Source organism: Deinococcus aerius (assembly GCF_002897375.1).
GTDB lineage: Bacteria > Deinococcota > Deinococci > Deinococcales > Deinococcaceae > Deinococcus > Deinococcus aerius.
Map to the genome: position 1 here is coordinate 1 of NZ_BFAG01000010.1, position 21,512 is coordinate 21,512.

Below are 21,512 nucleotides of genomic sequence, written 5' to 3' on the forward strand. Positions count from 1 at the left end.
ACCGGGCGGGCGGTCAGGGTCGCCGTCAACGTGGCGCCGCTTCAGCTCGCCCAGCCGGACTTCGTGGACGTAGTGACGGCTGCGCTGAAAAGCACAGGGGTGTCCGCGGGCCAGCTTGAACTTGAACTCACGGAGGGGGCCCTGCTGCGGGATTCCCAGACGGTGCAGCAGACGCTGCGCACCCTCCAGCACCTGGGCCTGGCCCTGACCATCGACGACTTCGGGACGGGGTACTCGTCCTTGTCGTACCTGCGGGACCTGCCGATCAGCAGCATCAAGATCGACCGCTCCTTCGTGCGCGACCTGAGTGCGCCCCGCCGCGCTCCCCAGTACGCCCTCGCCCTGATCGAGGCGATCCTGACCGTGGCGCAGACGCTCGACCTCCAGGTGGTCGCGGAGGGGATCGAGACGCAGGCCCAGCTCGACGTGGTGCGCGACCTGGGCTGCCACGTGGGCCAGGGCTTCTACTGGTCCAGGCCCCTCCCTCCCCACGAGCTGGAGGCGCACCTGCGCCGGACCCCCGGACCCGGGCGTGCGGAGGCCGAGGAGCAGAGCGCTCGCCGGATCAATTAAGTTTTAATGAAGATCCAAACTCCCGAGCGTTGCATATATCTTGGGTCCACCCCTTTAGCTGATCTTTAATTACCCGCCCAGAGAAGCGGTGATCCTCACCGCCCAGGAGTTGAGTATGTTGCAAGTTCCGTTCACCGGACCCATCCCCGTCAAGCCCGCTCGGGTGGAGGAAGAAGCCCTGCTGAGCCGCATTTGCGTGCGCCCGCCGTATTTCGCCCTGCGCGAGATGGCGTTCGACGGCGAGACCTTCGCGGCCCAGGTGCGCGCGGAGGTGCCGCAGGGCGCCGAACTCGGCCCCATCCAGGGGGCGGACCTGAGCCGCCACGCGGCCATCGCCGGGCTGTGCCGGGCGGCGCTGGCGCAGGGGGACGACAAGCGGCGGTACTACCTCGCCCAGCAGGCCTGGTACGAGGGCCACCCGAGTGACGCGCCGTACGGCTCGCCGGTCACGCTGCGCGCCTCGTTGGCCGACCTCTCCAAGCGGTCGGCGCGCGCCTCCATCGAGGCGACGGCCCAGGGGGCGCCGCTCGCGCGTCTGGAGGTCGAGTACACGGTCCTCACCGAGGCCGCCTTCGAGCGGCTTTTTCAATCGCGCCGCAGGCTGACCCCCGAGAGCGGGGCCATGGCCGCCCTGCCGCCCGGCCACATCGAGCGGCGCGGCGCGACCCTCACCCGCGCCCTGGATCACGTGCCCGCCGAGGCCTGCGCCGGGCACTTCGAACACTACCCCGCCATGCCCGTCGCCATCCTGATGGGGCAACTCGCCCAGCTCGCGGGGATGGGCCTGGGTGACGGGCCGGTGCCCTACCGGGTGGTTCGCGGCCGCGTCGAGGCCCAGGACTTCTGCTGGGCCGGGGAGCCCGCCCGGTTTGAAGTCACCCCCACCGCAGGGGACGGGGGGCTTCACACCTTCCGCTGCGCCGCCCACGCGAGCGGGCGCCTCACGGGCAGCATGGACCTCACCCTCCAGCCGGTGGAACTGGCCGCCCAGGGGTGATGTCGGGCAGCCGGGCGAGCCTCCTGGCGCGGGGCCCAGCCTGGGGAAGGAGAGGGACGGCGGACCCGTCCAAATGGTCCTGGCGGGGAATGCCCAGCTTCCTCGGCAAAGCTTGCCGGACCCCGGGACGCTGGGCCACTTCGGCGCGGGCCGGTGCCTGTTCATCCACAGCCCCGGGGCAGGTGGCCCTGCTGCCCCGGGCCTGAAGTGGCGGGCGGCGCCGCGGGTCCGGCGGAGGGCCTCCTGGCGTGGGGCGCAAAAAGGTCGTCATGCTGAGGGCCAGCGAAACCAGCGCCAACCCCGCCTCCATCGTGGAGCAGAACCTCTGGAAGGGCATGGCGCAGAAGGCGAGCACCTACGGCCCGCAGTCGCTCGCCCCCGAACTGCTCAAGGACATGCTGACCGGCCAGACGCGGGTGAACCGACCCGCCGACGCCATGTTCCTGACCAACATCGTGAAGCAGGCCAGCGTAGCGGCGGATGTGGCGGGGGCGAACGTGCTGGCGACGCGGCCCGACTCCATCCCGACCCTGAAGACGATCACGGTGCCGACCCTGATCATCGAGGGGCTGGAGGACACGGTGTATCCGCCGGAATTTAGCCTGAAGATGGGGCAGAACATCCCGGGAAGCAAGCTGGTCATCATCCCGGGGGCGGCGCACGCGGCGATCTTCGAGAAGGCGAGCGCCGCCAACGCCGCGATCCTGAGCTGGGCGCGCGCCAACAACCTCCGCTGAGGCTGCCCGCATGTTCCTTTCCGGCCAGGGCAAGAGTTCAGGGCGTCCCGTAACAGGCCGGGAGGGGCATTCGGACGCCGAGCTGCTGTGTGCCCTCCCCCGGGGAGACCCCCGTGCCCTGAGGGAACTGCACCGCCGGTACGCCCCCTCCCTGTATGCCCTCGCCCGCCGCGCGGGGCACCACGACCCGGAGCCGCACGTCCAGGAGGCGTTTTTGCTCATCGCGCGTCGCGCCGACTGCCATGCCCGCACCGCCCTGGAGGCGCGCACCTGGATCATGGCGGTGGCGCGGCGGGCACTCGTGGGAACCGGGAGTCAGGCCTGAAGCATTGGACGGAAAAGCGTCCCGACACCGGGAAAATTCCTCGCCCCGGGAGAGCTTCTTCCCTCCGGGGGGCCTTGGTCAAGCAGCGGGTAGGGCTCTTCCCGAGTCCATGCTCAAGACGTGGGGGCGGGGCCGTTCAACTGGCCCCGCCCCCTTTTCCTCCTCCTACCTCTGCCCGGTCATCTCGGCGCGGGCCTGTTCCTGGAGGGGGCGCCAGGCAACCTTGCCCGTCGCGCCGCGCGGCAGGCTCTCCACGAAGCGGTAGTCGCGGGGCACCTTGTAGGTCGCCATCTGGGTCCGCGCCCAGGCCTCGATCTCCTCCCCGGTCGCGCTCTGCCCCGGCTTCAGGACGATGAGCGCCCGGGCGCGCTCGCCGGTGCGCTCGTCGGGCACGGCGATCACGCAGGCCTCCTGCACGGCGGGGTGGCCGTGGAGGGTGTTCTCGACCTCGGCGGGCCAGACCTTCATGCCCGAGACGTTCACCATGCGCTTGAGGCGGTCGGTGAAGAAGAAGTACCCCTCCTCGTCCCGGTAGCCCAGGTCCCCGGTGCGGAAGAAGCGCTTGCCGCCGATCTCGGTAAAGGCCTCCTCGGTCGCCTCGGGGCGGTTCCAGTAGCCCTGCATGACCTGCGGGCCGTGAATCACGATCTCGCCGACGCCCCCCGCCGGGAGTTCCTCCCCGGTGTCGAGGTCCACCACCCGCGCGTCCACGTCGAAGAGCGGGATGCCCAGGCACTGGAGTTTCTGGCGGCCCTTGGGGTTGGTGTGCGTCTGCGCCATCGTCTCGGTCAGGCCGTACCCCTCGATGAAGGTGATGCCCGTCAGGTCGAGCAGCCGCTGCCCGATGGCGGCAGGCAGCGAGGCCCCGCCGCCCGTGATGTCGCGCACGCTGCTCAAATCCTCCGGCCTGAAGTGGGGGGAGGCCATCAGGTCGATCACCATCGTGGCGGTGTTCGTCCAGCGGACCACCCCGTGCCGCCGGATGAGTTCCCGCGCCACGTCCCGGTCCCAGCGGGCCATGACGACGATCTTGGCGCCGCCGTTGATGGGCGCGAGCAGGCTGTTCACGAAGCCGGTCACGTGGAAGAAGGGCAGGGTGGCGAGGAACACGTCCTCCACCGTGCCGTCCACCCACACGCCCGCCCCGAAGACGTTGGCCTGCACGCTCCCGTGGGTGTGCATGGCCCCCTTGGGCAGCCCGGTCGTGCCGCTCGTATAGGGGAGCACGGCGAGGTCGTCGGCGCCCACCTCGGCGGCGGGGGCGGGGTGGTGATTCAGGGCGTCCTCCAGGGTGGTGTCCCCCTCCCGCACCTCGGGGTTCACGTCCAGCCCCTCGGGAAGGGGCACGCCCGCCCGCCCCGCGTCGGTGCCCCGCATGATGTTCGCCACGACAGCATGTTCGAGGCCCCCCTGCTTGGCCCGCTCGTACAGCTCGGCACCGACCACCCCGACCTTGACCCCCGCGTCCCCCAGGAAGTAGGCGAACTCGCGGGCCTGGAGCATGGGGGCGAGCGGCACCACGACCCCGCCGAGCTGCCAGACCGCGTGGGCGGCCACGGCCCAGGCGGGGCTGTTCTGGAGCCACACCGCCACACGGTCGCCCTTGCCCACCCCCTGCTCGGCGAGGTGCCCGGCCAGCCGCTCGGCCCCCTCGCGCAGCTCGCGGTACGTCATCTCGCGGCCGTAGAACCACAGGGCCACCTTGTCGGGGTACCGCTCGGCGGACACGCGCAGGTTGTGCATCAGGCTGGTGCGGGGAATCGTCAGGCTGCGCGGCTTGCCCTCGGGCCAGTAGTGCCCCACGCTGCGGGTGGCGGGCGGGGCGGGACGGGGCGGTTCGGTGGGGTGATCCTGGGTCATGGAAGCCTCCGGGAGGAGTGGGGGAGAGCGGGCTGCGCCACCCACGGCAAGGGCGCGGCGGCGGGGACTGGAATGAAATGTGAACAGAGTCTAAGGCAAAACCCCGCTCCGGCGCATGTCCCCCGCTACTCGTCACGTGACGAGCAGGGGCGGGCGGGGTGCTAGCTTGACCCGCACAGGCTACCCGTCCCCTTTCCCGGAGGTTTCCCATGCTTCCCGACCACGAAACCCTCTTCACCATCGAGGCCACGCCCGTCAAGTTCGGTCCCGGCGCCGCCGCCGACGCGGGCTGGGAGGCCGCCCGGCTCGGTATCCGGCGGGCGTTCGTGGCCCTCGACCCGGCGCTGGCGGGGGGCGAGGCGGCGCGGGGCGTGCTGGACAGCCTGCGGGCTTCCGGGATTGATCCCGTCGTCTACACCGACATCCGGGTAGAACCCGACCTCGGCAGCCTGGAGCGGGCTGCGACCGCCGCGCGGGGGGCGGGGGTGGACGGTTTCGTGGCCCTGGGCGGCGGTTCCACCATCGACACGGCGAAGGTCGCCAACCTGCTGTGCACCCACGGCGGCGGCGTGATGGACTACGTGAACCCGCCGGTCGGTGGCGGTCGCCCCCTCCCCGGCCCGCTGCGGCCCCTCCTTGCCATCCCGACGACCGCGGGCTCGGGGTCGGAGGCGACCACGGTGGCGATCCTCGACCTGCCCGAACTGGGGGTCAAGAGCGGGATCAGCCACCGTTACCTGCGCCCCGCCCAGGCCATCGTGGACCCCGAGCTGACGCGCACCGCGCCGGGCCCCGTGATCGCCTCGGCGGGCCTGGACGTGGTGTGCCACGCCGCCGAGAGCCTGCTGAGCCGTCCCTACACCACCCGCCCGCGCCCCGCCTCGCCCGATACGCGGCCCCCCTACCAGGGGAGCAACCCGGTGGCGGACCTGTGGTCAGCGCAGGCGCTGCGCTACGGCGGCCAGTATCTGCGCCGGGCGGTGCGCGACCCGGACGACGTGGAGGCGCGCGGCTTCATGATGCTCTCGGCGACGATGGCGGGGGTGGGCTTCGGCTCGGCGGGGGTGCATATCCCGCACGCCTGCGCGTACCCCATCGCGGGGTTGCGTCACACCTATCACGCCCCCGGCTACCCGGAGGACCACGCCTTCGTGCCCCACGGCTTCAGCGTGATCGTGACCGCCCCCGCCGCCTTCCGCTTTACCTTTGGGGCCGATCCCGCCAAGCACGTGTACGCGGCCAGCCTCCTCACCGGGCAGGAGTACGAGCCGGACGACGCGGACGCCCTCCCGAACGCCCTCCTCGACCTGATGCGCGATGTGGAGGCCCCGAGCGGGGTGGCCGAACTCGGTTACGGGGAGGCCGACCTCCCCGCCCTCGTGGCCGGAGCCCTCAAGCAGCAGCGCCTCCTGGCCGTCGCGCCGAGGATGCCGACGGCGGAAGACCTGGAGGGCATCCTGCGGGCGTCCCTGCACAACGGGGAGGGATAAAGCTTTCCTGGGGAGGAGGGGAGGGGATTCTTGCCCAGGCCGGTCCCCGGGCGCGTTCAATAGGCGGGAGGTACGCCATGAACGACAACGACGACCGCCAGGATCATCCGCAGGAGGACACGGGCACCCCGACCGAGCACGGCCGCTGGACCCCCGAGGTCTCGGAGGCGGCCGACCGCGAGATGCGCGAGCTGCTCCGCGAGGACCCCGGAACCGAGCCCGCGACGGAGGGGGTGGACAAGTCCGACCTCAGCCTGCCGAGGGAACGGAGGCCTGTGGATCACTGACCGTGGGGAGTTCACCCAGAATGTATCCCCCCGCCACCTCCCGGTAACGCCGCACCTGCTCCCCCGCCCACGCCGCGTCCTTCCCGAGTTCCTCGGCGAGGAGGGCGGCGGCGCGCGGGGCGGCCTCGATGCTCGCCCGGGCGTTCAGCAGCAGGGCGCGGGTGCGCCGGGCGAGCAGGTCCTCGACGGTGCGTGCCCCCTCACAGCGGATGCCCCAGCGCAGTTCGGCCTCGGTGTAGGGCAACTCGGGGTGGAGGAGCCGGTCGGCGCCGGGCAAGGCCTGTACCCGCTCGGCGTCGCTGCCGTAGACCTTCCAGTGGTCGGGGCGCTCCTCCCGCGACCAGCCATGCAGGTGCAGGCCGGGCGTCACGCTCAGGCGCTCCGGCAGACCCGCCAGCCGCTCGGCCCGGTCCACGGTGTCCTCCCCCATGCGGCGGTAGGTCGTCCACTTGCCGCCCGTGAGGGTGATCAGGCCGCCCGGCGAGACCCGGATCACGTGGTCGCGCGAGAGGGCCGCCGTCGAGCCCACCCCGTCGGTCTTCTCGTTCTTCACCAGGGGCCGCAGCCCGGCGAACACGCTGCGGACATCCGCCCGGGTGGGGGCGGGGTCCAGGTAGCGCCCGGCGGTGCTCAGGATGAACGCGATCTCCTCCTCCAGCGGGCGAGGGTCGGGGCTGGCCTCGGGGACCGGCGTGTCGGTCGTGCCGATCACCACATGGTCGTGCCAGGGCACCGCGAACAGCACCCGCCCGTCGTCCGTGCGCGGAATCATGATCGCGCTGTCGCCCGGCAGGAAACGGCGGTCCACCACGACGTGCGCCCCCTGGCTGGGGGAGAGCATGGGCTTTACCCCGGGGTCCTCCATCCGCCGGATCTCGTCCACCCACACACCCGTCGCGTTCACCACCGCCCGCGCCCGCACCTCGTACTCGCCGCCCGTCTCGGCGTCGTGGAAGCGGGCGCCCACCACCTTGCCGTCCTCCTTCAACAGCCCGGTCACCGGCGCGTAGTTCAGGGCCACGCCGCCGTGATCCTCCAGGGTCCGCAGCAGGGTGACCGCGAGCCGCGCGTCGTCGAACTGGCCGTCGAAGTAGAGGATGCCGCCCTTGAGTCCCTCCGTCTGGAGGGTGGGGGTGCGCTCCAGCGCGGCGTCCCGGCCCAGGTACTTGCTGGTCCCCAGGTTGAGCCGCCCGGCGAGGAGGTCGTACAGCTTCAGGCCCACCCCGTAGTACGGCCCGGCCCACCAGTCGTAGGCGGGCACCACGAAGCCCAGGTCGCGGACGAGGTGGGGGGCGTTGCGCCGCAGCAGCCCGCGCTCGCGCAGCGCCTCGCGCACCAGCGACACGTTGCCCTGCGCCAGGTACCGCACGCCCCCGTGCACGAGCTTCGTCGAGCGGCTGCTCGTGCCCGCCGCGTAGTCGCGCCCCTCCAGCAGCAGCGTCCGGTGCCCCCGCGAGGCGGCCTCCACGGCGGTGCCCAGCCCCGAGGCTCCCCCCCCGATCACGAGGACATCCCAGGTGGTGGGGGCGGTGGCGGCGACGAGGGCGGCGGGGCGGGGGTCCTGGGGCATGGGGGTCCTTTCGGGGGGAGGGGGTCAACGTGGGGGGCGGTGGCAATCATCCGGACGCCCCCGGGTTTCAACGTTTATAGGCGAAAATGTACTCGGTGCGCAGCTGCTGCACGAACCGCCCGGAAGGATCGAGGGCCAGGAGGGAGCGCCGCACGTCCGCCTCGAAGGCGTCCGCGTGCTCACCCAGCAGGGCCCGGCTGGCAAACGAGGTCGAGAAGAGTTCGCCCACGATGGTGTCCACCTCCACCTCACGCGACCAGCGGTGTTCTCCCGCCGTGACGTCCACGAGCCGTGAACGGGAGAGGGCCCGACGTTCGGCGCCTTCCTCGGCCATGAACGGGCCGGTTCGGGTCCGCCGCCGTGGTCCGAGCCAGCGAACGAGACTCTCCCGCACGGCGCGTTCCCAGGCGTCTGTCCCGGTCCAGATGCCCCCCGGATGGCCCAGGATCGCCACGCCGCCACTGGACAGCAGGTCGTAGGCCTTGCCCAGCACCTCGTCCTGGCGCATCCAGTGAAACGCGTTGCCCAGGGTCACCAGGCGGAAATGCCCCAGCTCCCCGGAGATGGCCTCGGCGGGCAGGCAAAGCCACCGGATGTTGGCGATCCCCGCGCGGGCACTCTGCCGCCCCGCCTCGGCGATCATCTCGGGGCTGACGTCGAGCCCGACCACTTCCTCAAAATTCGCGTGCAGCGGGCGGGCCACCTCGCCGGTGCCGCATCCGAGGTCGAGCAGCCGCCCGCTGCCGTCCAGGGTGAAGGCGGCCCGCAGGTGCCCGAGCACCGCGTCCGGGTAGCCGGGGCGGTAACGGGCATAGTACGGGGCAGTGCCCGCGAACAGATCGCTCATTTCGAGTTGAGCCTACCCCGGCATGACCCCGGCAGGGGCTTCAGCTCCCGACCGTTTCCCCCTCCTCCCACGCCCGGCTGCGCTCCACCGCCCGGCGCCAGCGGTGCAGCCGCTCCCCACGCTCGGCCTCTTCCATCCGGGGCTCGAAGACGCGGTCCACCTGCCAGCGGCGGGTAATGTCCCCGGTGTCCTGCCAGTAGCCCACCGCCAGCCCGGCCAGCGAGGCGGCCCCCAGCGCGGTCGTCTCGGTCACCCGGGGCCGCACGACGGGCAAGCCCAGCAGGTCGGCCTGGAACTGCATCAGGAGGTTGTTCGTACTCGCGCCGCCGTCCACCCGCAGCTCGCGCAGGGGCGCGTGGCTGTCCTGCCCCATCGCGGCGAGGAGATCGGCCGACTGGTAGGCGATGGATTCGAGCGCCGCGCGGGCGATGTGCGCCGCCGTCGTGCCCCGCGTCATCCCGACCAGCGTGCCCCGCGCGTAGGGGTCCCAGTACGGCGCCCCCAGCCCCACGAAGGCGGGCACCAGGACCACCCCCCCCGAGGACGGCACGCTCGTCGCCAGCGCCTCGACCTCGCCGCTCTCGCGGATGATGCCCAGCCCGTCGCGCAGCCACTGCACGACCGCGCCCGCCACGAAGACGCTGCCCTCCAGCGCGTAGGTCCGCTCGCCGCCCAGTTGCCAGGCGACCGTGGTGAGCAGCCGGTTGGCGCTGGGGACCGCCCCCGGCCCCGTATTCATCAGCATGAAGCAGCCGGTGCCGTAGGTGTTCTTCGCCATACCCGGCGTCAGGCACGCCTGCCCGAAGGTCGCCGCCTGCTGGTCCCCCGCGATCCCCGCGATGGGGATGCGGGCGCCGAACAGCCCCTCGGCGGTCGTCCCGTACACCTCGCTGCTGCTCCTCACCTCCGGCAGCAGGGCGCGCGGCACGTCCAGCAGGCCCAGCAGCTCGTCGTCCCAGTCCCCGGTGTGGATGTTGTACAGCAGCGTGCGGCTGGCATTCGTCGCGTCGGTGAGGTGCAGCTCCCCGCCGGTCAGGTGGTACACCAGCCACGAGTCCACAGTGCCGAAGGCGAGGTCGCCCCGCTCGGCCCGCGCGCGCGCCCCCTCCACGTGGTCCAGAATCCAGCGCACCTTCGTCCCGCTGAAGTAGGCGTCGAGGAGGAGGCCGGTCTTCTCCCGGAAGGTGTTCTCGTGCCCCCGCGCCCGCAGCTCCTCGCACAGGCCAGCGGTGCGGCGGTCCTGCCACACGATGGCGGGATAGACCGGCTCGCCCGTGCGGCGGTCCCACACGATCACCGTCTCGCGCTGGTTGGTGATGCCGATGGCGGCAATGTCAGCGGCTCGCAGCCCCGCCCGGGTCATCGCCTCCTGGGCCACGCCGCTCTGGGTACTCCAGATTTCCAGCGGGTCGTGTTCCACCCAGCCCGGGCGCGGGAAACGCTGCGTAAACTCCTTCTGCGCGGCGGAGCGCACCCCGCCCTCCCGGTCAAACACGATGGCGCGGCTGCTCGTGGTGCCCTGGTCCAGGGCGAGGATGTACTGGGACATGGCGACTCCTTCTGCCAGGAGTCTAAAAGGGAAAGAGGTTTGGGGGTGCGGCAACAGAAGAGCGGTGGACGGGCTCCCGCTCCCATCCACCGCCCCACGACGGGTTGCGCTCAGTCGTCCGAACTCGTGCCCGCGCTGCTGCCGCTCAGGCCGGCGGCGCCCATCATCTGCTGGCTCTCAGCGTAGGCCTCGGGCAGGGGAGGGGCGAGCTGGGGTTCCTGGCCCCTGGGCTGGGCGGCGACCACACGGAATTCCCCCAGGCCGTCGAGCGAGGGGCCCTGGGTGAAGCGGCCCATGGGGGGCTGCACGCCCTCGATCCCGGTGAAGACGTAGTCGTAGCTCACCTCGCGCAGCTCCTCCTGCACCGGGAAGGAGTTGGGGATGGGCAGCGTGCCCGGGTGCCCGCCGAGTTCCTCGATCACGGCGAGCCACTGCTGCTGGTGCATGGTGTCGCGGGCGATCAGGAAGCGCAGCATGTCCTTCATGCCGGGGTCGTCGGTGAGTTCGAAGAGGCGGCAGGCGAGCGCGCGGCCCGTCGCCTCGGCGGTCACGTTGGAGTACATGTCGGCGGCGATGTTGCCGCTCGCGTACACGTGCGAGCCGTCGAAGGGCACCCCGTTCGCGTCGGCGGCCAGGGCGGCCAGGCCCGCCGAGAGGTACTGCCGGGGGTCGCCCCCGCCCATCACGGCCTCGACCAGAGGATTGGCCCGCGCGGCGGCCTCCTGCACCGCGCCCGGCGCCCCCTCCAGGTTCATCGCCACGGCGGTCGCCAGCATCTCGATGTGGGCGATCTCCTCGGTGCCGGTCGCCAGCAGCATGTCGCGGTACTTCTTGGGGCCGCGCGACCCGAACGCCTGGAAGAGGTACTGGAGACACACCCGTATCTCGCCCTCGACCCCGCCGATGGCCTGCTGGAGCGCCCGCGCGAAGCGGGGATCGGGAGTTTCGACACGCACGGGATACTGGAGCTTGCCGTCGTAATAGAACATCTTTCCCCTCCTGGTCCTGCAAAATCGGGCTCTGCCGCATTGGAACACCCGGGCCGGGCCAGGCTGTGAGCGCCGCCTTGAGTGGGGCGTAGCCAAGGCTTCATGCCCTGCCCCTTTTGTCTGGGCGACGCTTTACCCCGGCCTCATGGGTGCCCCGGCGGTCACCTTGAGGAAGCGTTGACCCTCTCCGGGCTTTACCCGAGTCGCGTCAAACTCACCCCCCAGGCCCGAAAGACTCTGCTCGGAGGCGGACATGGTGAAACTCAAACCCCTGAACGAGCAGGTCATGGTGATCACCGGCGCGTCGAGCGGGATCGGGCTCACGACCGCGCGGATGGCGGCCAAGGGGGGCGCCCGGCTGGTCCTCGCCGCCCGCAGCGAGGAGGCCCTGCGCCAGCTCACCCGGGAGATCGGGAGATCGTGGACGGGGGCGGGGAGGCGACCTACGCCGTCACCGATGTGAGCCGGGAGGAGGACGTGCGGCGCCTGGCGGACCTGGCGCTCTCGACCTTCGGCACCTTCGACACCTGGGTGAACAACGCGGGCGTGGGCCTGTACGGCACCCTGGAGGAGCTGGAGGTGGGGGACATGCGCCGCCTCTTCGAGGTCAACTTCTGGGGCGTGGTGTACGGCTCGCGGGTGGCGGCGGCGTACCTGAAGGGACCCGGCGGCGCGCTCATCAACATGGGGAGCGTCGCCTCCGAGCAGACCATCCCGCTCCAGGCGCTGTACTCCGCGACCAAGCACGCCGTCAAGGCCTTCACCGACGGCCTGCGGATGGAATTGGAACACGAGGGAGCGCCCGTCGCCGTCACGCTGATCAAGCCGGGACCCATCGACACCCCCTTCCCGCTGAACGCCCGCAACTACCTGAACGCCGAGCCGCAGCACGTGCCGCCCGTGTACGCCCCCGAGACGGTCGCCCGGGCGGTCCTGCGGGCCGCGACCACCCCGACCCGCGAACTCTTCGTGGGCGGCGGTGGCCGCGGCATGGCCGCCTTTGGCGAGTTTGCCCCGGGCATGACCGAGCGGGGCATGGCCGCCACCGTCATCTCCCGGACCCACAGCGACAAGCCCCCGCTGCCCCGCGAGCGCAACGCCCTCGACCACCCCTCGGAGCGCCTCGCTGAACGCGGGGATTACCCCGGACAGGTGCGGGAGACGAGTGCCTACACTGCCGCGGCGTCGCGCTTCGGGCAGATCGGGGCAGGCCTGCTCGTGGCGGGCCTGGCCGCCGCCCTGTGGCGCCTCTCGCGGCGGCCCTGAGGGCGGGGAAAGTCTCTTAACGTTCTTTTTATGAATATGGCGGAATCTGCCGTTGGCCCCGGCCACCCCTTAGCATTTCGGGATAGGCCCGGCGTGATTCCAGACTCCCCCGTTTCCCCCCAGCTCGACCCGGCGGCGCTGCTCGACGGCCTGCCGGACCCCTTCTTCGCGGTGGACGGGGGGTGGCGCTTCACGCTGGTCAACCGCCGCGCGGCGGCGCTCCTGGGGGTCACGCCCGCCGACCTGCTGGGGCGCGTCCTGTGGGACTGCTTTTCCGGGGCGCCGGAGACCGAGTACCGCCGGGTGATGCAGACGCGCCAGGGCTGCCAGTTCGACCTGCACGACCCGGCGCTGGGCCTGTGGCTGGAGGTGCGGGCCTTTCCCCACGCGGACGGCATCGCGGTCCATTTCCGCGACGTCACCGACCGCCGGCTGCTCGATGAGCGCCGCGAGGCCCTGCTCCTCGCCACCCAGGCGCTGGCCGGGGCGGGCAGTGTGGCGGAGGCCGCCGGGGTCGTCTTCGGGACCGCGGGGCGCGTGCTGGGGGCGTCGGGCGGCACCCTCTGGCAACTGAACGGCGAGAGGCTGGAACCCTGGGAGGGGGAGGAGGCCCCCCTGCCCGTGGGCGCCGCCTCGCCGGTCGCGCGGGCCCTGCACGAGCCGGAGGGCGTCTTCCTGCGGGAGCGGGACCTGCTGGACGCCTGGCCGGCGGGGCCGGACCTTCCCCGCGCGTTCGCCGCCCTGCCGCTGGGGACGGGCGGGGAGACGATCGGGGTGCTGGCGCTGCGGTTTGGGACCGACCGCGTCCTCGGCGAGTGGGAGCGGGACTTCCTGCGCTCGCTCGCGGCGGGGCTCGCGCACGCCCTGGGGCGGACCAGGATGGCCGCGGCGAACGCGCGCGCCCTCGCCGCCCTGGACCGGGAGCGGGCGCGGCTGCACGCCATCCTCGACCAGATGCCCGCCGCGATCTGGATCGCTGAGGTGCCGGGGGGCCGCATCGTCGCCGGAAACCGGGCCGTCGAGGGCGTGCTGCGGATCCCCTACCGCCCCAGCCGGAACGTCGAGGAGTACGCCGAGTACGTGGGGTTTCACCCGGATGGGCGCCGCTACGAGGGCCACGAGTGGCCGCTCGCCCGCACGGTCCTCACCGGCGAGCGGGTGGGGGGCGAGGAGATCGAGATGGAGCGCGGCGACGGCACCCGCGGCTTTGTGCGCTACGCCTCGGCCCTGATTGAGGACGGGGGGGACGGCGGCCCCGCGCTCGCGGTCGTGACCGGCGTGGACGTGACCGAGCTGCGCGAGCTGAGCGCCCGGCTGGAGGAGCGGGTGGAGGCCCGCACCCGCGAACTCCGGGCGCGCATGGGCGAGCTGGCCGCCGAGACCGCCGCCCTCCAGGCCTTTGCGAGCTTCACCGAGCTGGCCGGCCACGAGACCGACCCCGCGGTCCTGACCCAGGCGGCGGCGGGGGTGCTGCACCGCGCGCTGGGCGAGGGCAGCACCGGCTACTACGAGCGGGGGGGCGAGCTGTGGCGGCAGACGGCCTGGGACGGGGACATGGAGGAGGGGACCCTCCTCGCCGCCCAGGCGGGCTTTCCGGCGGACATGCCGCTCCTCGCGGGACCCGCCGCCTCGCGGGGGCCGCTCTTCGTGGAGGACTGGCGGGCCTCGGACCACGTGCTGGCCCCCCTCGCGCCCGAGTACGGGGCCGTCGCAATCTACCCGGTCACCGTGCAGGGGGAGACCGTGGGGCTGCTCGCGGCGGGCCTGCGCGAGAAGACCCGCTGGGGCGAGCGCGACCGGGCGGTCTTCCGGGCGGTGGGCCGCGCCCTGAGCCTCGCGGCCGAGCGGGCCCACCTCACGCGGGTGCTGCACCTCCAGAAGGAGGCGCTGGAGGCGCGGGGCAGCGTGCTGGAGGCGTTCGCCGAACTCGGGCGCGACCTGAGCCTGCACCGCGATCCGCTCGACCTGGTGCGCCGCGCCCAGGAGATCCTGCGCGGCATCCTGCCCGAGGGCTACCTGGTGTATGCCGAGCCCGAGGGGGACCGCTGGCGGTTCCGGGTGCAGGTGGGCGACCTGGGCAGCCCGGCGCTGCGGGCGGCGGTGGAGGCGGGGCTGCCCTTCGAGGAGACCCGCAACCTCTCCACGCCCTGGCACACCCGCCAGCCGCTCTACCAGGACCGCTACGACGTGAACACGGACGGGCTGGAGGACCTCACCACGCACGTCACCACGACCGCCAGCCTGCCCGTCCTCGTCAACGGCGAGCCGCGCGGGGTGCTGGCCGTCGCCCTCTTCGAGTCCCGGCCGTGGCAGGACACCGACCGGATGATCCTGGAGACGGTGGTGCGCAGCCTGGGCCTCGCGCTGGAGCGCGCCGAGGCGGCGCGGGCCCTGGCGGGCAAGCAGGCGCAACTGGAGGCGGCCAACCGCGACCTGGAGGCCTTCGCCTCCAGCGCCTCGCACGACCTGCGCGCCCCGGTGCGGCACATCGCCAGCTTCGCGGGCCTGCTGCGCCGGGCCGTCGCCGGGGACCCCCGCGCCGCCCGCTACGCGCAGATCATCGAGGAGAGCGCCCGGCGCATGGCGGCCCTGATCGACAGCCTGCTCGCCTTTGCCCGGCTGGGGTCGGCCGAGCTCCACAAGAGCGAGGTGGCGCTGGCCGAAGTGGTGGAGGCCGTGCGGCAGGAACTCTTCCCCGAGCTCAGCGGGCGGCGGGTCGAGTGGCGGGTGGGCGAACTCCCGGTCGTGCGCGGCGACCCCACCCTGCTGCGTCAGGTCCTGCAAAACCTGCTCGGCAACGCCGTGAAGTATTCCCGGACCCGCGAGGTCGCCGTGGTCGAGGTCTGGGCCGAGCGGGCGGGCGCCGAACACGTCCTGCACGTGCGCGACAACGGGGTGGGCTTTGACCCCGGCCACGCCGGGCAGGTGTTCGAGGTCTTTCGCCGTTTGCACAGCCCCCAGGAGTTCGAGGGCGACGGCGTGGGGCTGGCGAGCGTCCAGCGCATCGTGACCCGGCACGGGGGGCGGGTCTGGGCCGAGGGGGAACCCGGCCGGGGGGCGACCTTCTCCTTCAGCCTGCCCGCTGAACCCTGAACCGCCCGGGCGCCGCCGTGAAAAATCCGGCGATGCCCCCACCGGGGGATTGCTAGACTGGCGGTCATATGCAGACCCCGCCCTCCCGCGCCCCCAACGCGGATCAAATCGACCTCCGGCAGGTGTTCGGAACACTGCGCCGCTACGCGCCCTGGCTGCTCCTCACCCCGGCGCTGGCGGCGGGCGGGGCGTACCTGCTCTCGCGCCAGCAGCCGCCCGTGTACGAGGCCAGCGCGAGCGTGATCGCGGTCGACAACGACGCCCAGAACTCGCTCATCAACAACACGCTCGTCACGGCGCCGCCGCTGCCCCAGGGCGCGGTCGAGCAGGTCATGCACAGCCGCAGCGTCCTGAACAGCGTGGTGGGCCGCCTGCAAAAGACGGACCTCGACCCGGCGCTCGTGCGCGGCATCGCCCGCGACCTCACCGAGGAACTCGCCGACAACGCCTTCACGCGCTTCAAGGTGCGCGCCCGCCTCGATCCCCAGCAGCGCGGCGTGTACGAGCTGCGCGCCCGCGCCGAGACGCCCCAGGCCGCCCAGCGGCTCGCCGAGGCCGGGGTCGAGTCGCTCATCGCCTGGGACAACAACCGGGCCAAGCAGGGCGTGATTCGCTCGCGCCAGAGCCTGCAAGAGCAGCTCGCGGACCTCACCGCCCGCATCGCGGCCACCCCGCCCAGCAGCCTGGAGCGCCAGAGCCTGATCGCCGCGCGCGGGCAGGTGCTGCAAAACCTCTCGCAGATGGCGGTGCTGGAGACGGCGGCGAGCGGTACCCTCGTGCTCGTCGCCGAGCCGGTCGCCCCCCGCGCCCCGGTCTCCCCGCGCCCGCTGCGCAACGCGGCGCTCGCGGGGCTGCTGGCGCTCTTCCTGAGCGCGGCGGGCGCGCTGCTGAGTGACAGCCTGCGCCGCCGGGTCAACGGCCCCGAGGACCTGCTGCCGCTGGGCCTGCCGCTGCTGGGCCAACTCCCGCTGCTGCGGCGCAAGAACCTGGGGCAGGGCTTCGTGGCGGCCAGCCACAGCGGGCCGCTGTACGAGAGCGTGGGCTTCCTGCGCATCAACGTGCAGTCGCTCCTCCAGGAGGGCAAGCACCGCCGCCTGGTGGTCTCCAGCGCCTACCCGGGCGAGGGCAAGAGTTCGGTGACGGCGGCCCTCGCCGAGAGCCTGGGGGCGAGCGGATTGAGGGTACTCGTGGTCGACGCCGACCTGCGCCGCCCCACCCAGCTCAAGGTCTGGTCGCCCGACCGCCTGGCGACCCACCCCCTGCCCGGCACCGACCCCGCCCTGCCCCCCGCCACGACCGTCTCGGAGATGTTCCTGCGCCCCGAGGCGGCCCACGCCACCCGCGTCTCGCCCCACGTGGACCTGCTGCCCGCCGGAACGCCCGCCCGCGGCGGCCTGCCGGGCATCCTGAACCAGGCGACCTTTCGCGCCCTCCTCGACCGCTGGGCCCAGGGCTACGACTACGTGCTCATCGACTCGCCCCCCATGCTCTCGCTGCCCGACACCCTGGCGGTCGCCCCCTCGACCGACGGCGTCCTGCTCGTCGTCGAGGGCGCCAAGACCCGCCTCGCCGACGTGGAGCGCACCCTGGAAAACGCCCGGGTCGCCAACGTCCGGGTGCTGGGCATTGTGGTCAACAAACTCGCGCGGGTGGGCAGCGCGTACTACAGCTACGGCTACGGGAGCGAGCAGGCGAGCCCCCCGGCCAACCCCAACTTGCGGGCCACCCGCGTTTAACCGGCCACCGGTGGGAGGCGGCGCGGCTTTGGCGAAGGTCGGCCCGTGCTCCCTCGACCCGGCAGGGGGACGGGCCGACGTGACTCCGAACTGCCGTGCAGAGGACCTTCTCATCGCCGGTGAACAGGGCAAGCCCCCACGAGTTCACGCGGCGGGTCAGGGGGCAGAGCGCGGCCAGGCCACCCCGGGGGCGACACTTCCGGTCCGGGGGTACGTGTGCCGGGGCGGTCTGCCCAGCAACGGGAGGGGTGATCAGGGCGCAGCTCGGACATCCCTTCAGGCCAGCTTCCAATAACGATTCCGGGCCAGAGGATGAACGCGCCCAGGGGCACACCTTCCAGCGCTCAACCGTTGACTTCAGCCCTCCAGCTTTGACTGGAGGGTTGCTGCATTGGGCGGCGGGTGAACAAGAGTCGCCCCCTCTTTTTCTCGGCAAAAGGCCGCGGCGCCAAGCTCCCGACGGCTTGACGCTATGCATACCCCGCCCTACAATTCATCAAGATTCGGTTAAATCAGCTCCCGTGAGGGCTCGGACCGACCCGCCCCTGTGAGAAGCGAGGTCAGTCATGGAACGTTCGAGTCCGGCCGTCCCCGAACCAGAGGTGTACCGTTTTCAGGAGGCCCTGCCTCCGCTGACCGCCCACGAGGCGACCGTCGAGGCCCACCGCTGCCTGTACTGCTACGACGCCCCGTGCATGCAGGCCTGCCCGACGCACATCGACATCCCCAGCTTTATCCGCAAGATTTCGACCGGGAACCTGCGGGGGTCGGGCCGCGTCATCCTGGAGGCGAACTTCCTGGGGGCCACCTGCGCCCGTGTGTGCCCGGTGCAGGAGCTGTGCGAGGGCGCCTGCGTGCTGGGCAAGGACCACACGCCCATCCAGATCGGGCGCCTCCAGCGGTACGCGACCGACCATATTTTTGAGCGCGGCGTGCAGGTCTTCACCCCCTCGCCTCCTACGGGAAGAAGCGTAGCCGTCATCGGCAGCGGCCCGGCGGGCATCAGCGTCAGTGCCGAACTCGCCAAGCTGGGGCACCGGGTCACGCTCTTCGAGCGGCGCGAACTGGGCGGCGGCCTGAGCACCTACGGCATCATCGGCCTGCGCGAGCCGGTGGAGGTGTCTCTGCGCGAGGTGGAGGCGGTGCAAAACCTCGGCGTGGAGGTCCGCACCGGGGTCGAGCTGACCGACCGCGAGGGGCTCGACGTGCTCCTTTCGCAGTACGACGCGGTGTTCCTCGGGCTCGGACTCGGCGCCGTCCCGGCCCTGGGCATCCCCGGCGAGGAGGCGGTGCTCGACGGCCTCACGGTCATCGAGGCGAGCAAGGTCGAGCCCTGGCGGCTGAAGGTGGGGCCGCTCGCGCTCGGGAAGCGAGTGGTCGTCATCGGCGCGGGCAACACCGCCATCGACGCGGCGACAGTGGGGCGGCGGCACGGCGCGGAGGTGGAGATCGTCTACCGCCGCACGGAACACGAGATGACCGCCTACCGCCACGAGTACGAGTTCGCCCTGCACGAGGGGGTGCGCTTCACCTTCCTGACCCAGCCCGTCGGGGTGGAGGTGGAAGACGGGCGCGTCACGGGCCTGCGCTGCGTGCGGATGAGCCTGGGTGTGGCCGACGCCTCGGGCCGCCCCCGCCCCGAACCCGTGCCCGGCAGCGAGTTCGTGATCCCGTGTGACACGGTGATCGCCGCCATCGGGCAGGAGAAACCGGCGCTCGCCGCCCAACTCGGCCTCGCCCTCGAAAACGGCTATATCCAGGTGGACGACGGGCTGCAAACGAGCCTGCCCCGGGTCTATGCGGGCGGCGACTGCATCCGGGTGCGCGGCAGCGCGAGCACCGTCATGGCCGTGCAGGACGGCAAGCTGGCGGCGGCGAGCATCCACGCGGCGTTGATGGCTTCGCCCGTGGCGGCGGATTAGTGGTGTCGGGGGTCTGCATGTTGGGGAGGCCGTGACAGCTCACCCCCACCCGGCCTCCCCCCTCAAGGGGGAGGGGAAAAAGACGGCATCCTGTGTCTTCTCTGTAAAACACTCCTTCCGCTCCCTGGAGACTCCCCATGGCTGACCTTTCCGTGAACTTCGCGGGCATTCGGGCGCCCAACCCCTTCTGGCTGGCCTCCGCGCCGCCGACGAACAGCGGCATGCAGGTCCACCGCGCCTTCGAGCACGGCTGGGGTGGGGCCGTGTGGAAGACCATCGGCGCCCCCGTGCTCAACATCTCCAACCGCTACGGGGGCCTCTCCCTCGGCGGGCAGCGGCTCGTCGCCATCAACAACGTCGAGCTGATCTCCGACCGTCCGCTGGAGGTCAACCTGCGCGAGATCGCTGAGGTCAAGCGCATGTGGCCCGACCGGGCGCTCATCGTCTCCGCGATGGTGGACGCCGATCCGAAGGCGTGGCGCGAGATCGTCATGCAGATTGAGGACACCGGCGCGGACGGCATCGAGCTGAACTACGGCTGCCCCCAGGGCATGAGCGAGCGCGGCATGGGCGCGGCGGTGGGCCAGGTGCCCGAGATGTGTCAGCTCAACACCCACTGGGTGACGAGCGTGACCCGCCTCCCCGTCATCGTGAAGCTCACGCCCAACGTCACCCACATCACCGACCCGGCGCACGCGGCGCTGGCGGGGGGAGCGCACGCCCTCTCGCTCATCAACACTATCAACAGCGTGATGAAGGTGGACCTCGACACGCTGCTGGTGACCCCCAGCATCGGTGGGCAGGCCACCCACGGCGGTTACGCGGGTCCGGCGGTCAAACCCATCGCGCTGCACATGCTGAGTGAATTGATGTGCGACCCCACGGTGCGGGCATCTGGTGTTCCTATCTGCGGCATGGGCGGCATCCAGACATGGCGCGACGCCGCCGAGTTCCTGCTGCTGGGCGCCTCGGCCCTCCAGGTCTGCACGGCGGCGATGCACTACGGCTACCGCATCATTGAGGACTTCGTGGACGGCCTGAGCAACTGGATGGACGACAAGGGCTTCGCCACCCTCGCGGACGTGACGGGCCGCAGCCTCCCGCAGATGAGCAGCTTCGGTGGGCTGGACCTCGGCTACCAGGCCGTCGCGCGCATCGACCCGGACAAGTGCATCCAGTGCGACCTCTGCTACGTCGCCTGCAACGACACCGCCCACCAGTGCATCGACCTGTACTCGCCGGAGGGGGTGAAGGTGAATCCGGGCTTCAACGTCCGCGATGGCGGCAAGCAGGTCGCCCAGGGCCGCGCCACCCCGGTCGTCCGCGAGCCCGACTGCGTGGGTTGCGCCCTGTGCGCCAACGTCTGCCCGGTGGACGGCTGCATCGAGATGGTCAGCGTGCCGAGCGGTCGCCCGTCCGTCACCTGGGACCAGCTCACCGCCACCCGCCCCGCCGTGACCCAGGAGTGGGCGGCGATGGAGGCGTACCGCAAGGAGGCGGGGATCGAGATTCATTAGGAGTAGGACCTAATCTGACCGGAGAGGAGGAACGCCCATGACGATGACCGCCACAGAGGTTTTGCTGACCATTGGGGAAGACGGCGCGTTGAAGCTGCCACAGGAGGCGCTGAACGCATTGGGCACCCGACAGGTGAAACTGAGCCTTCAGGACGGGCAGATCACGGTGAAGCCGCGCCCCAAGTACCTGCACGAAATCGAGGACGTGCAGGAGAGGATGGAGGCGTTTGACAGGTTTATCGAGTCTTTCGCCAAGGAAACCAACGTCTCCTGGCCGGAAGACTATAACGTGAGAGACGACATCTACGACTGATGCGAATCCTGCTCGACACGAACATCGTCTTGAGGATGGCAAACCGTGGAGCTGCGGGAAGCCAGAACATCACCTCCGCAATACGTCAGCGTTACGCTCGAGGTGACGAGTTCTTTGTTGTGCCGCAATGCATCTACGAGATGTGGTCGGTAATGACTCGCCCTGCCGAGGCGTCCAATGGACTGGACTTTTCTCCTGAGGAAGCGGCGTTGGAGGTCGAGCGGTTGCTGACACTCATTCCGCTGCTGCCCGACCCGCCCCACCTGTTCTCCCGCTGGCTCAACCTCGTCAGCACCCACGCCGTCTCCGGCCGCCCGAGTCACGACGCCCGCATAGCTGCCGCCGTGCAGGCGCACGGATTAGACGCCCTCCTCACCCTCAATGCCCCCCATTTCCAACGTTTTGGCCTGACCGTGCTGACCCCCACCGACCTGTAACGGA

19 protein-coding genes are annotated in these 21,512 nt (G+C 71.3%); 14 read left to right on the top strand and 5 right to left on the bottom strand.

Annotated elements, in window-relative coordinates; all coding sequences use genetic code 11:
• The 4 genes from DAERI_RS13735 to DAERI_RS13750 all read left to right on the top strand — a co-directional run.
• A partial coding sequence (locus DAERI_RS13735; RefSeq protein ID WP_133162037.1) for an EAL domain-containing protein occupies positions 1 to 573 on the top strand: 573 nt, incomplete at its 5' end.
• A gap of 115 nt (positions 574 to 688) precedes the next feature.
• Positions 689 to 1,570, top strand: coding sequence for a hypothetical protein (locus DAERI_RS13740; RefSeq protein ID WP_103130008.1), 882 nt, complete (start codon positions 689 to 691; stop codon positions 1,568 to 1,570).
• Between the two features lie 248 nt (positions 1,571 to 1,818).
• Positions 1,819 to 2,307 (top strand): alpha/beta fold hydrolase, encoded by a 489-nt coding sequence (locus DAERI_RS13745; RefSeq protein WP_235610391.1) that lies wholly within the window; start codon positions 1,819 to 1,821, stop codon positions 2,305 to 2,307.
• A 10-nt stretch (positions 2,308 to 2,317) separates the two neighbouring features.
• A complete protein-coding gene (locus DAERI_RS13750; protein ID WP_103130009.1) occupies positions 2,318 to 2,632 on the top strand; it encodes a hypothetical protein in 315 nt (104 codons plus the stop codon).
• Between the two features lie 165 nt (positions 2,633 to 2,797).
• Here DAERI_RS13750 and DAERI_RS13755 read toward each other — a convergent pair whose 3' ends face one another.
• The gene (locus tag DAERI_RS13755) at positions 2,798 to 4,492 is read right to left on the bottom strand and encodes a long-chain-fatty-acid--CoA ligase (RefSeq protein WP_103130010.1); all 1,695 of its coding nucleotides are present in this window, start codon (positions 4,490 to 4,492) and stop codon (positions 2,798 to 2,800) included.
• A gap of 209 nt (positions 4,493 to 4,701) precedes the next feature.
• Between DAERI_RS13755 and DAERI_RS13760 the strand changes: the two genes are divergently transcribed.
• The gene (locus tag DAERI_RS13760) at positions 4,702 to 5,982 is read left to right on the top strand and encodes a hydroxyacid-oxoacid transhydrogenase (RefSeq protein ID WP_103130011.1); all 1,281 of its coding nucleotides are present in this window, start codon (positions 4,702 to 4,704) and stop codon (positions 5,980 to 5,982) included.
• Positions 5,983 to 6,059: 77 nt separating this feature from the next.
• Complete coding sequence (locus DAERI_RS13765) at positions 6,060 to 6,269, top strand: hypothetical protein (protein WP_103130012.1); 210 nt, start codon at positions 6,060 to 6,062, stop codon at positions 6,267 to 6,269.
• Here the strand turns inward: DAERI_RS13765 and DAERI_RS13770 are convergent.
• The 4 genes from DAERI_RS13770 to DAERI_RS13785 form a co-directional block, all read right to left on the bottom strand.
• Positions 6,232 to 7,839, bottom strand: coding sequence for a glycerol-3-phosphate dehydrogenase/oxidase (locus DAERI_RS13770; RefSeq protein ID WP_103130013.1), 1,608 nt, complete (start codon positions 7,837 to 7,839; stop codon positions 6,232 to 6,234). The genes DAERI_RS13765 and DAERI_RS13770 overlap by 38 nt on opposite strands.
• A 67-nt stretch (positions 7,840 to 7,906) precedes the next feature.
• The gene (locus tag DAERI_RS13775) at positions 7,907 to 8,686 is read right to left on the bottom strand and encodes a class I SAM-dependent methyltransferase (protein WP_103130014.1); all 780 of its coding nucleotides are present in this window, start codon (positions 8,684 to 8,686) and stop codon (positions 7,907 to 7,909) included.
• Positions 8,687 to 8,726: 40 nt separating this feature from the next.
• A complete protein-coding gene (gene glpK / locus DAERI_RS13780) occupies positions 8,727 to 10,235 on the bottom strand; it encodes a glycerol kinase GlpK (protein ID WP_103130015.1) in 1,509 nt (502 codons plus the stop codon).
• Between the two features lie 110 nt (positions 10,236 to 10,345).
• Positions 10,346 to 11,224, bottom strand: coding sequence for a manganese catalase family protein (locus tag DAERI_RS13785; protein WP_103130016.1), 879 nt, complete (start codon positions 11,222 to 11,224; stop codon positions 10,346 to 10,348).
• A 253-nt stretch (positions 11,225 to 11,477) separates the two neighbouring features.
• On the opposite strand from DAERI_RS13785, the gene DAERI_RS23125 reads away from it, so the two are divergent.
• The 8 genes from DAERI_RS23125 to DAERI_RS13820 all read left to right on the top strand — a co-directional run bounded on the left by DAERI_RS23125 (position 11,478) and on the right by DAERI_RS13820 (position 21,508).
• Positions 11,478 to 11,687, top strand: coding sequence for an SDR family NAD(P)-dependent oxidoreductase (locus DAERI_RS23125; RefSeq protein WP_268806547.1), 210 nt, complete (start codon positions 11,478 to 11,480; stop codon positions 11,685 to 11,687).
• On the top strand, positions 11,645 to 12,490 hold the full coding sequence (locus tag DAERI_RS13790) for an SDR family oxidoreductase (protein WP_268806548.1): 846 nt from the start codon (positions 11,645 to 11,647) through the stop codon (positions 12,488 to 12,490). The genes DAERI_RS23125 and DAERI_RS13790 overlap by 43 nt, the downstream gene beginning before the upstream one ends.
• 93 nt (positions 12,491 to 12,583) lie before the next feature.
• Positions 12,584 to 15,583, top strand: coding sequence for an ATP-binding protein (locus DAERI_RS13795; RefSeq protein ID WP_165794211.1), 3,000 nt, complete (start codon positions 12,584 to 12,586; stop codon positions 15,581 to 15,583).
• 68 nt (positions 15,584 to 15,651) lie between these two features.
• Positions 15,652 to 17,319, top strand: coding sequence for a tyrosine-protein kinase domain-containing protein (locus tag DAERI_RS13800; RefSeq protein ID WP_103130018.1), 1,668 nt, complete (start codon positions 15,652 to 15,654; stop codon positions 17,317 to 17,319).
• A 566-nt stretch (positions 17,320 to 17,885) separates the two neighbouring features.
• Positions 17,886 to 19,241: an NAD(P)-dependent oxidoreductase gene (locus tag DAERI_RS13805; protein ID WP_103130019.1), complete on the top strand. Its 1,356-nt coding sequence runs from the start codon at positions 17,886 to 17,888 to the stop codon at positions 19,239 to 19,241.
• A gap of 137 nt (positions 19,242 to 19,378) precedes the next feature.
• Positions 19,379 to 20,758 (top strand): NAD-dependent dihydropyrimidine dehydrogenase subunit PreA, encoded by a 1,380-nt coding sequence (preA, locus tag DAERI_RS13810; protein ID WP_103130020.1) that lies wholly within the window; start codon positions 19,379 to 19,381, stop codon positions 20,756 to 20,758.
• 37 nt (positions 20,759 to 20,795) lie between these two features.
• Positions 20,796 to 21,071 carry a hypothetical protein gene (locus DAERI_RS13815; RefSeq protein WP_103130021.1) on the top strand — a complete coding sequence of 92 codons (276 nt, stop codon included), beginning with the start codon at positions 20,796 to 20,798 and terminating at the stop codon, positions 21,069 to 21,071.
• A complete protein-coding gene (locus DAERI_RS13820; protein WP_103130022.1) occupies positions 21,071 to 21,508 on the top strand; it encodes a type II toxin-antitoxin system VapC family toxin in 438 nt (145 codons plus the stop codon). The genes DAERI_RS13815 and DAERI_RS13820 overlap by 1 nt, the downstream gene beginning before the upstream one ends.
• The last annotated feature ends 4 nt before the right edge of the window (positions 21,509 to 21,512 follow it).

Coding starts and splice junctions, on each gene's coding strand:
- DAERI_RS13740 (WP_103130008.1), top strand. CDS start 689: ATGTTGCAAGTTCCGTTCACCGGACCCATCCCCGTCAAGCCCGCTCGG.
- DAERI_RS13750 (WP_103130009.1), top strand. CDS start 2,318: ATGTTCCTTTCCGGCCAGGGCAAGAGTTCAGGGCGTCCCGTAACAGGC.
- DAERI_RS13755 (WP_103130010.1), bottom strand. CDS start 4,492: ATGACCCAGGATCACCCCACCGAACCGCCCCGTCCCGCCCCGCCCGCC.
- DAERI_RS13760 (WP_103130011.1), top strand. CDS start 4,702: ATGCTTCCCGACCACGAAACCCTCTTCACCATCGAGGCCACGCCCGTC.
- DAERI_RS13765 (WP_103130012.1), top strand. CDS start 6,060: ATGAACGACAACGACGACCGCCAGGATCATCCGCAGGAGGACACGGGC.
- DAERI_RS13770 (WP_103130013.1), bottom strand. CDS start 7,839: ATGCCCCAGGACCCCCGCCCCGCCGCCCTCGTCGCCGCCACCGCCCCC.
- DAERI_RS13775 (WP_103130014.1), bottom strand. CDS start 8,686: ATGAGCGATCTGTTCGCGGGCACTGCCCCGTACTATGCCCGTTACCGC.
- glpK (WP_103130015.1), bottom strand. CDS start 10,235: ATGTCCCAGTACATCCTCGCCCTGGACCAGGGCACCACGAGCAGCCGC.
- DAERI_RS13785 (WP_103130016.1), bottom strand. CDS start 11,224: ATGTTCTATTACGACGGCAAGCTCCAGTATCCCGTGCGTGTCGAAACT.
- DAERI_RS23125 (WP_268806547.1), top strand. CDS start 11,478: ATGGTGAAACTCAAACCCCTGAACGAGCAGGTCATGGTGATCACCGGC.
- DAERI_RS13800 (WP_103130018.1), top strand. CDS start 15,652: ATGCAGACCCCGCCCTCCCGCGCCCCCAACGCGGATCAAATCGACCTC.
- DAERI_RS13805 (WP_103130019.1), top strand. CDS start 17,886: ATGGAACGTTCGAGTCCGGCCGTCCCCGAACCAGAGGTGTACCGTTTT.
- preA (WP_103130020.1), top strand. CDS start 19,379: ATGGCTGACCTTTCCGTGAACTTCGCGGGCATTCGGGCGCCCAACCCC.
- DAERI_RS13815 (WP_103130021.1), top strand. CDS start 20,796: ATGACGATGACCGCCACAGAGGTTTTGCTGACCATTGGGGAAGACGGC.
- DAERI_RS13820 (WP_103130022.1), top strand. CDS start 21,071: ATGCGAATCCTGCTCGACACGAACATCGTCTTGAGGATGGCAAACCGT.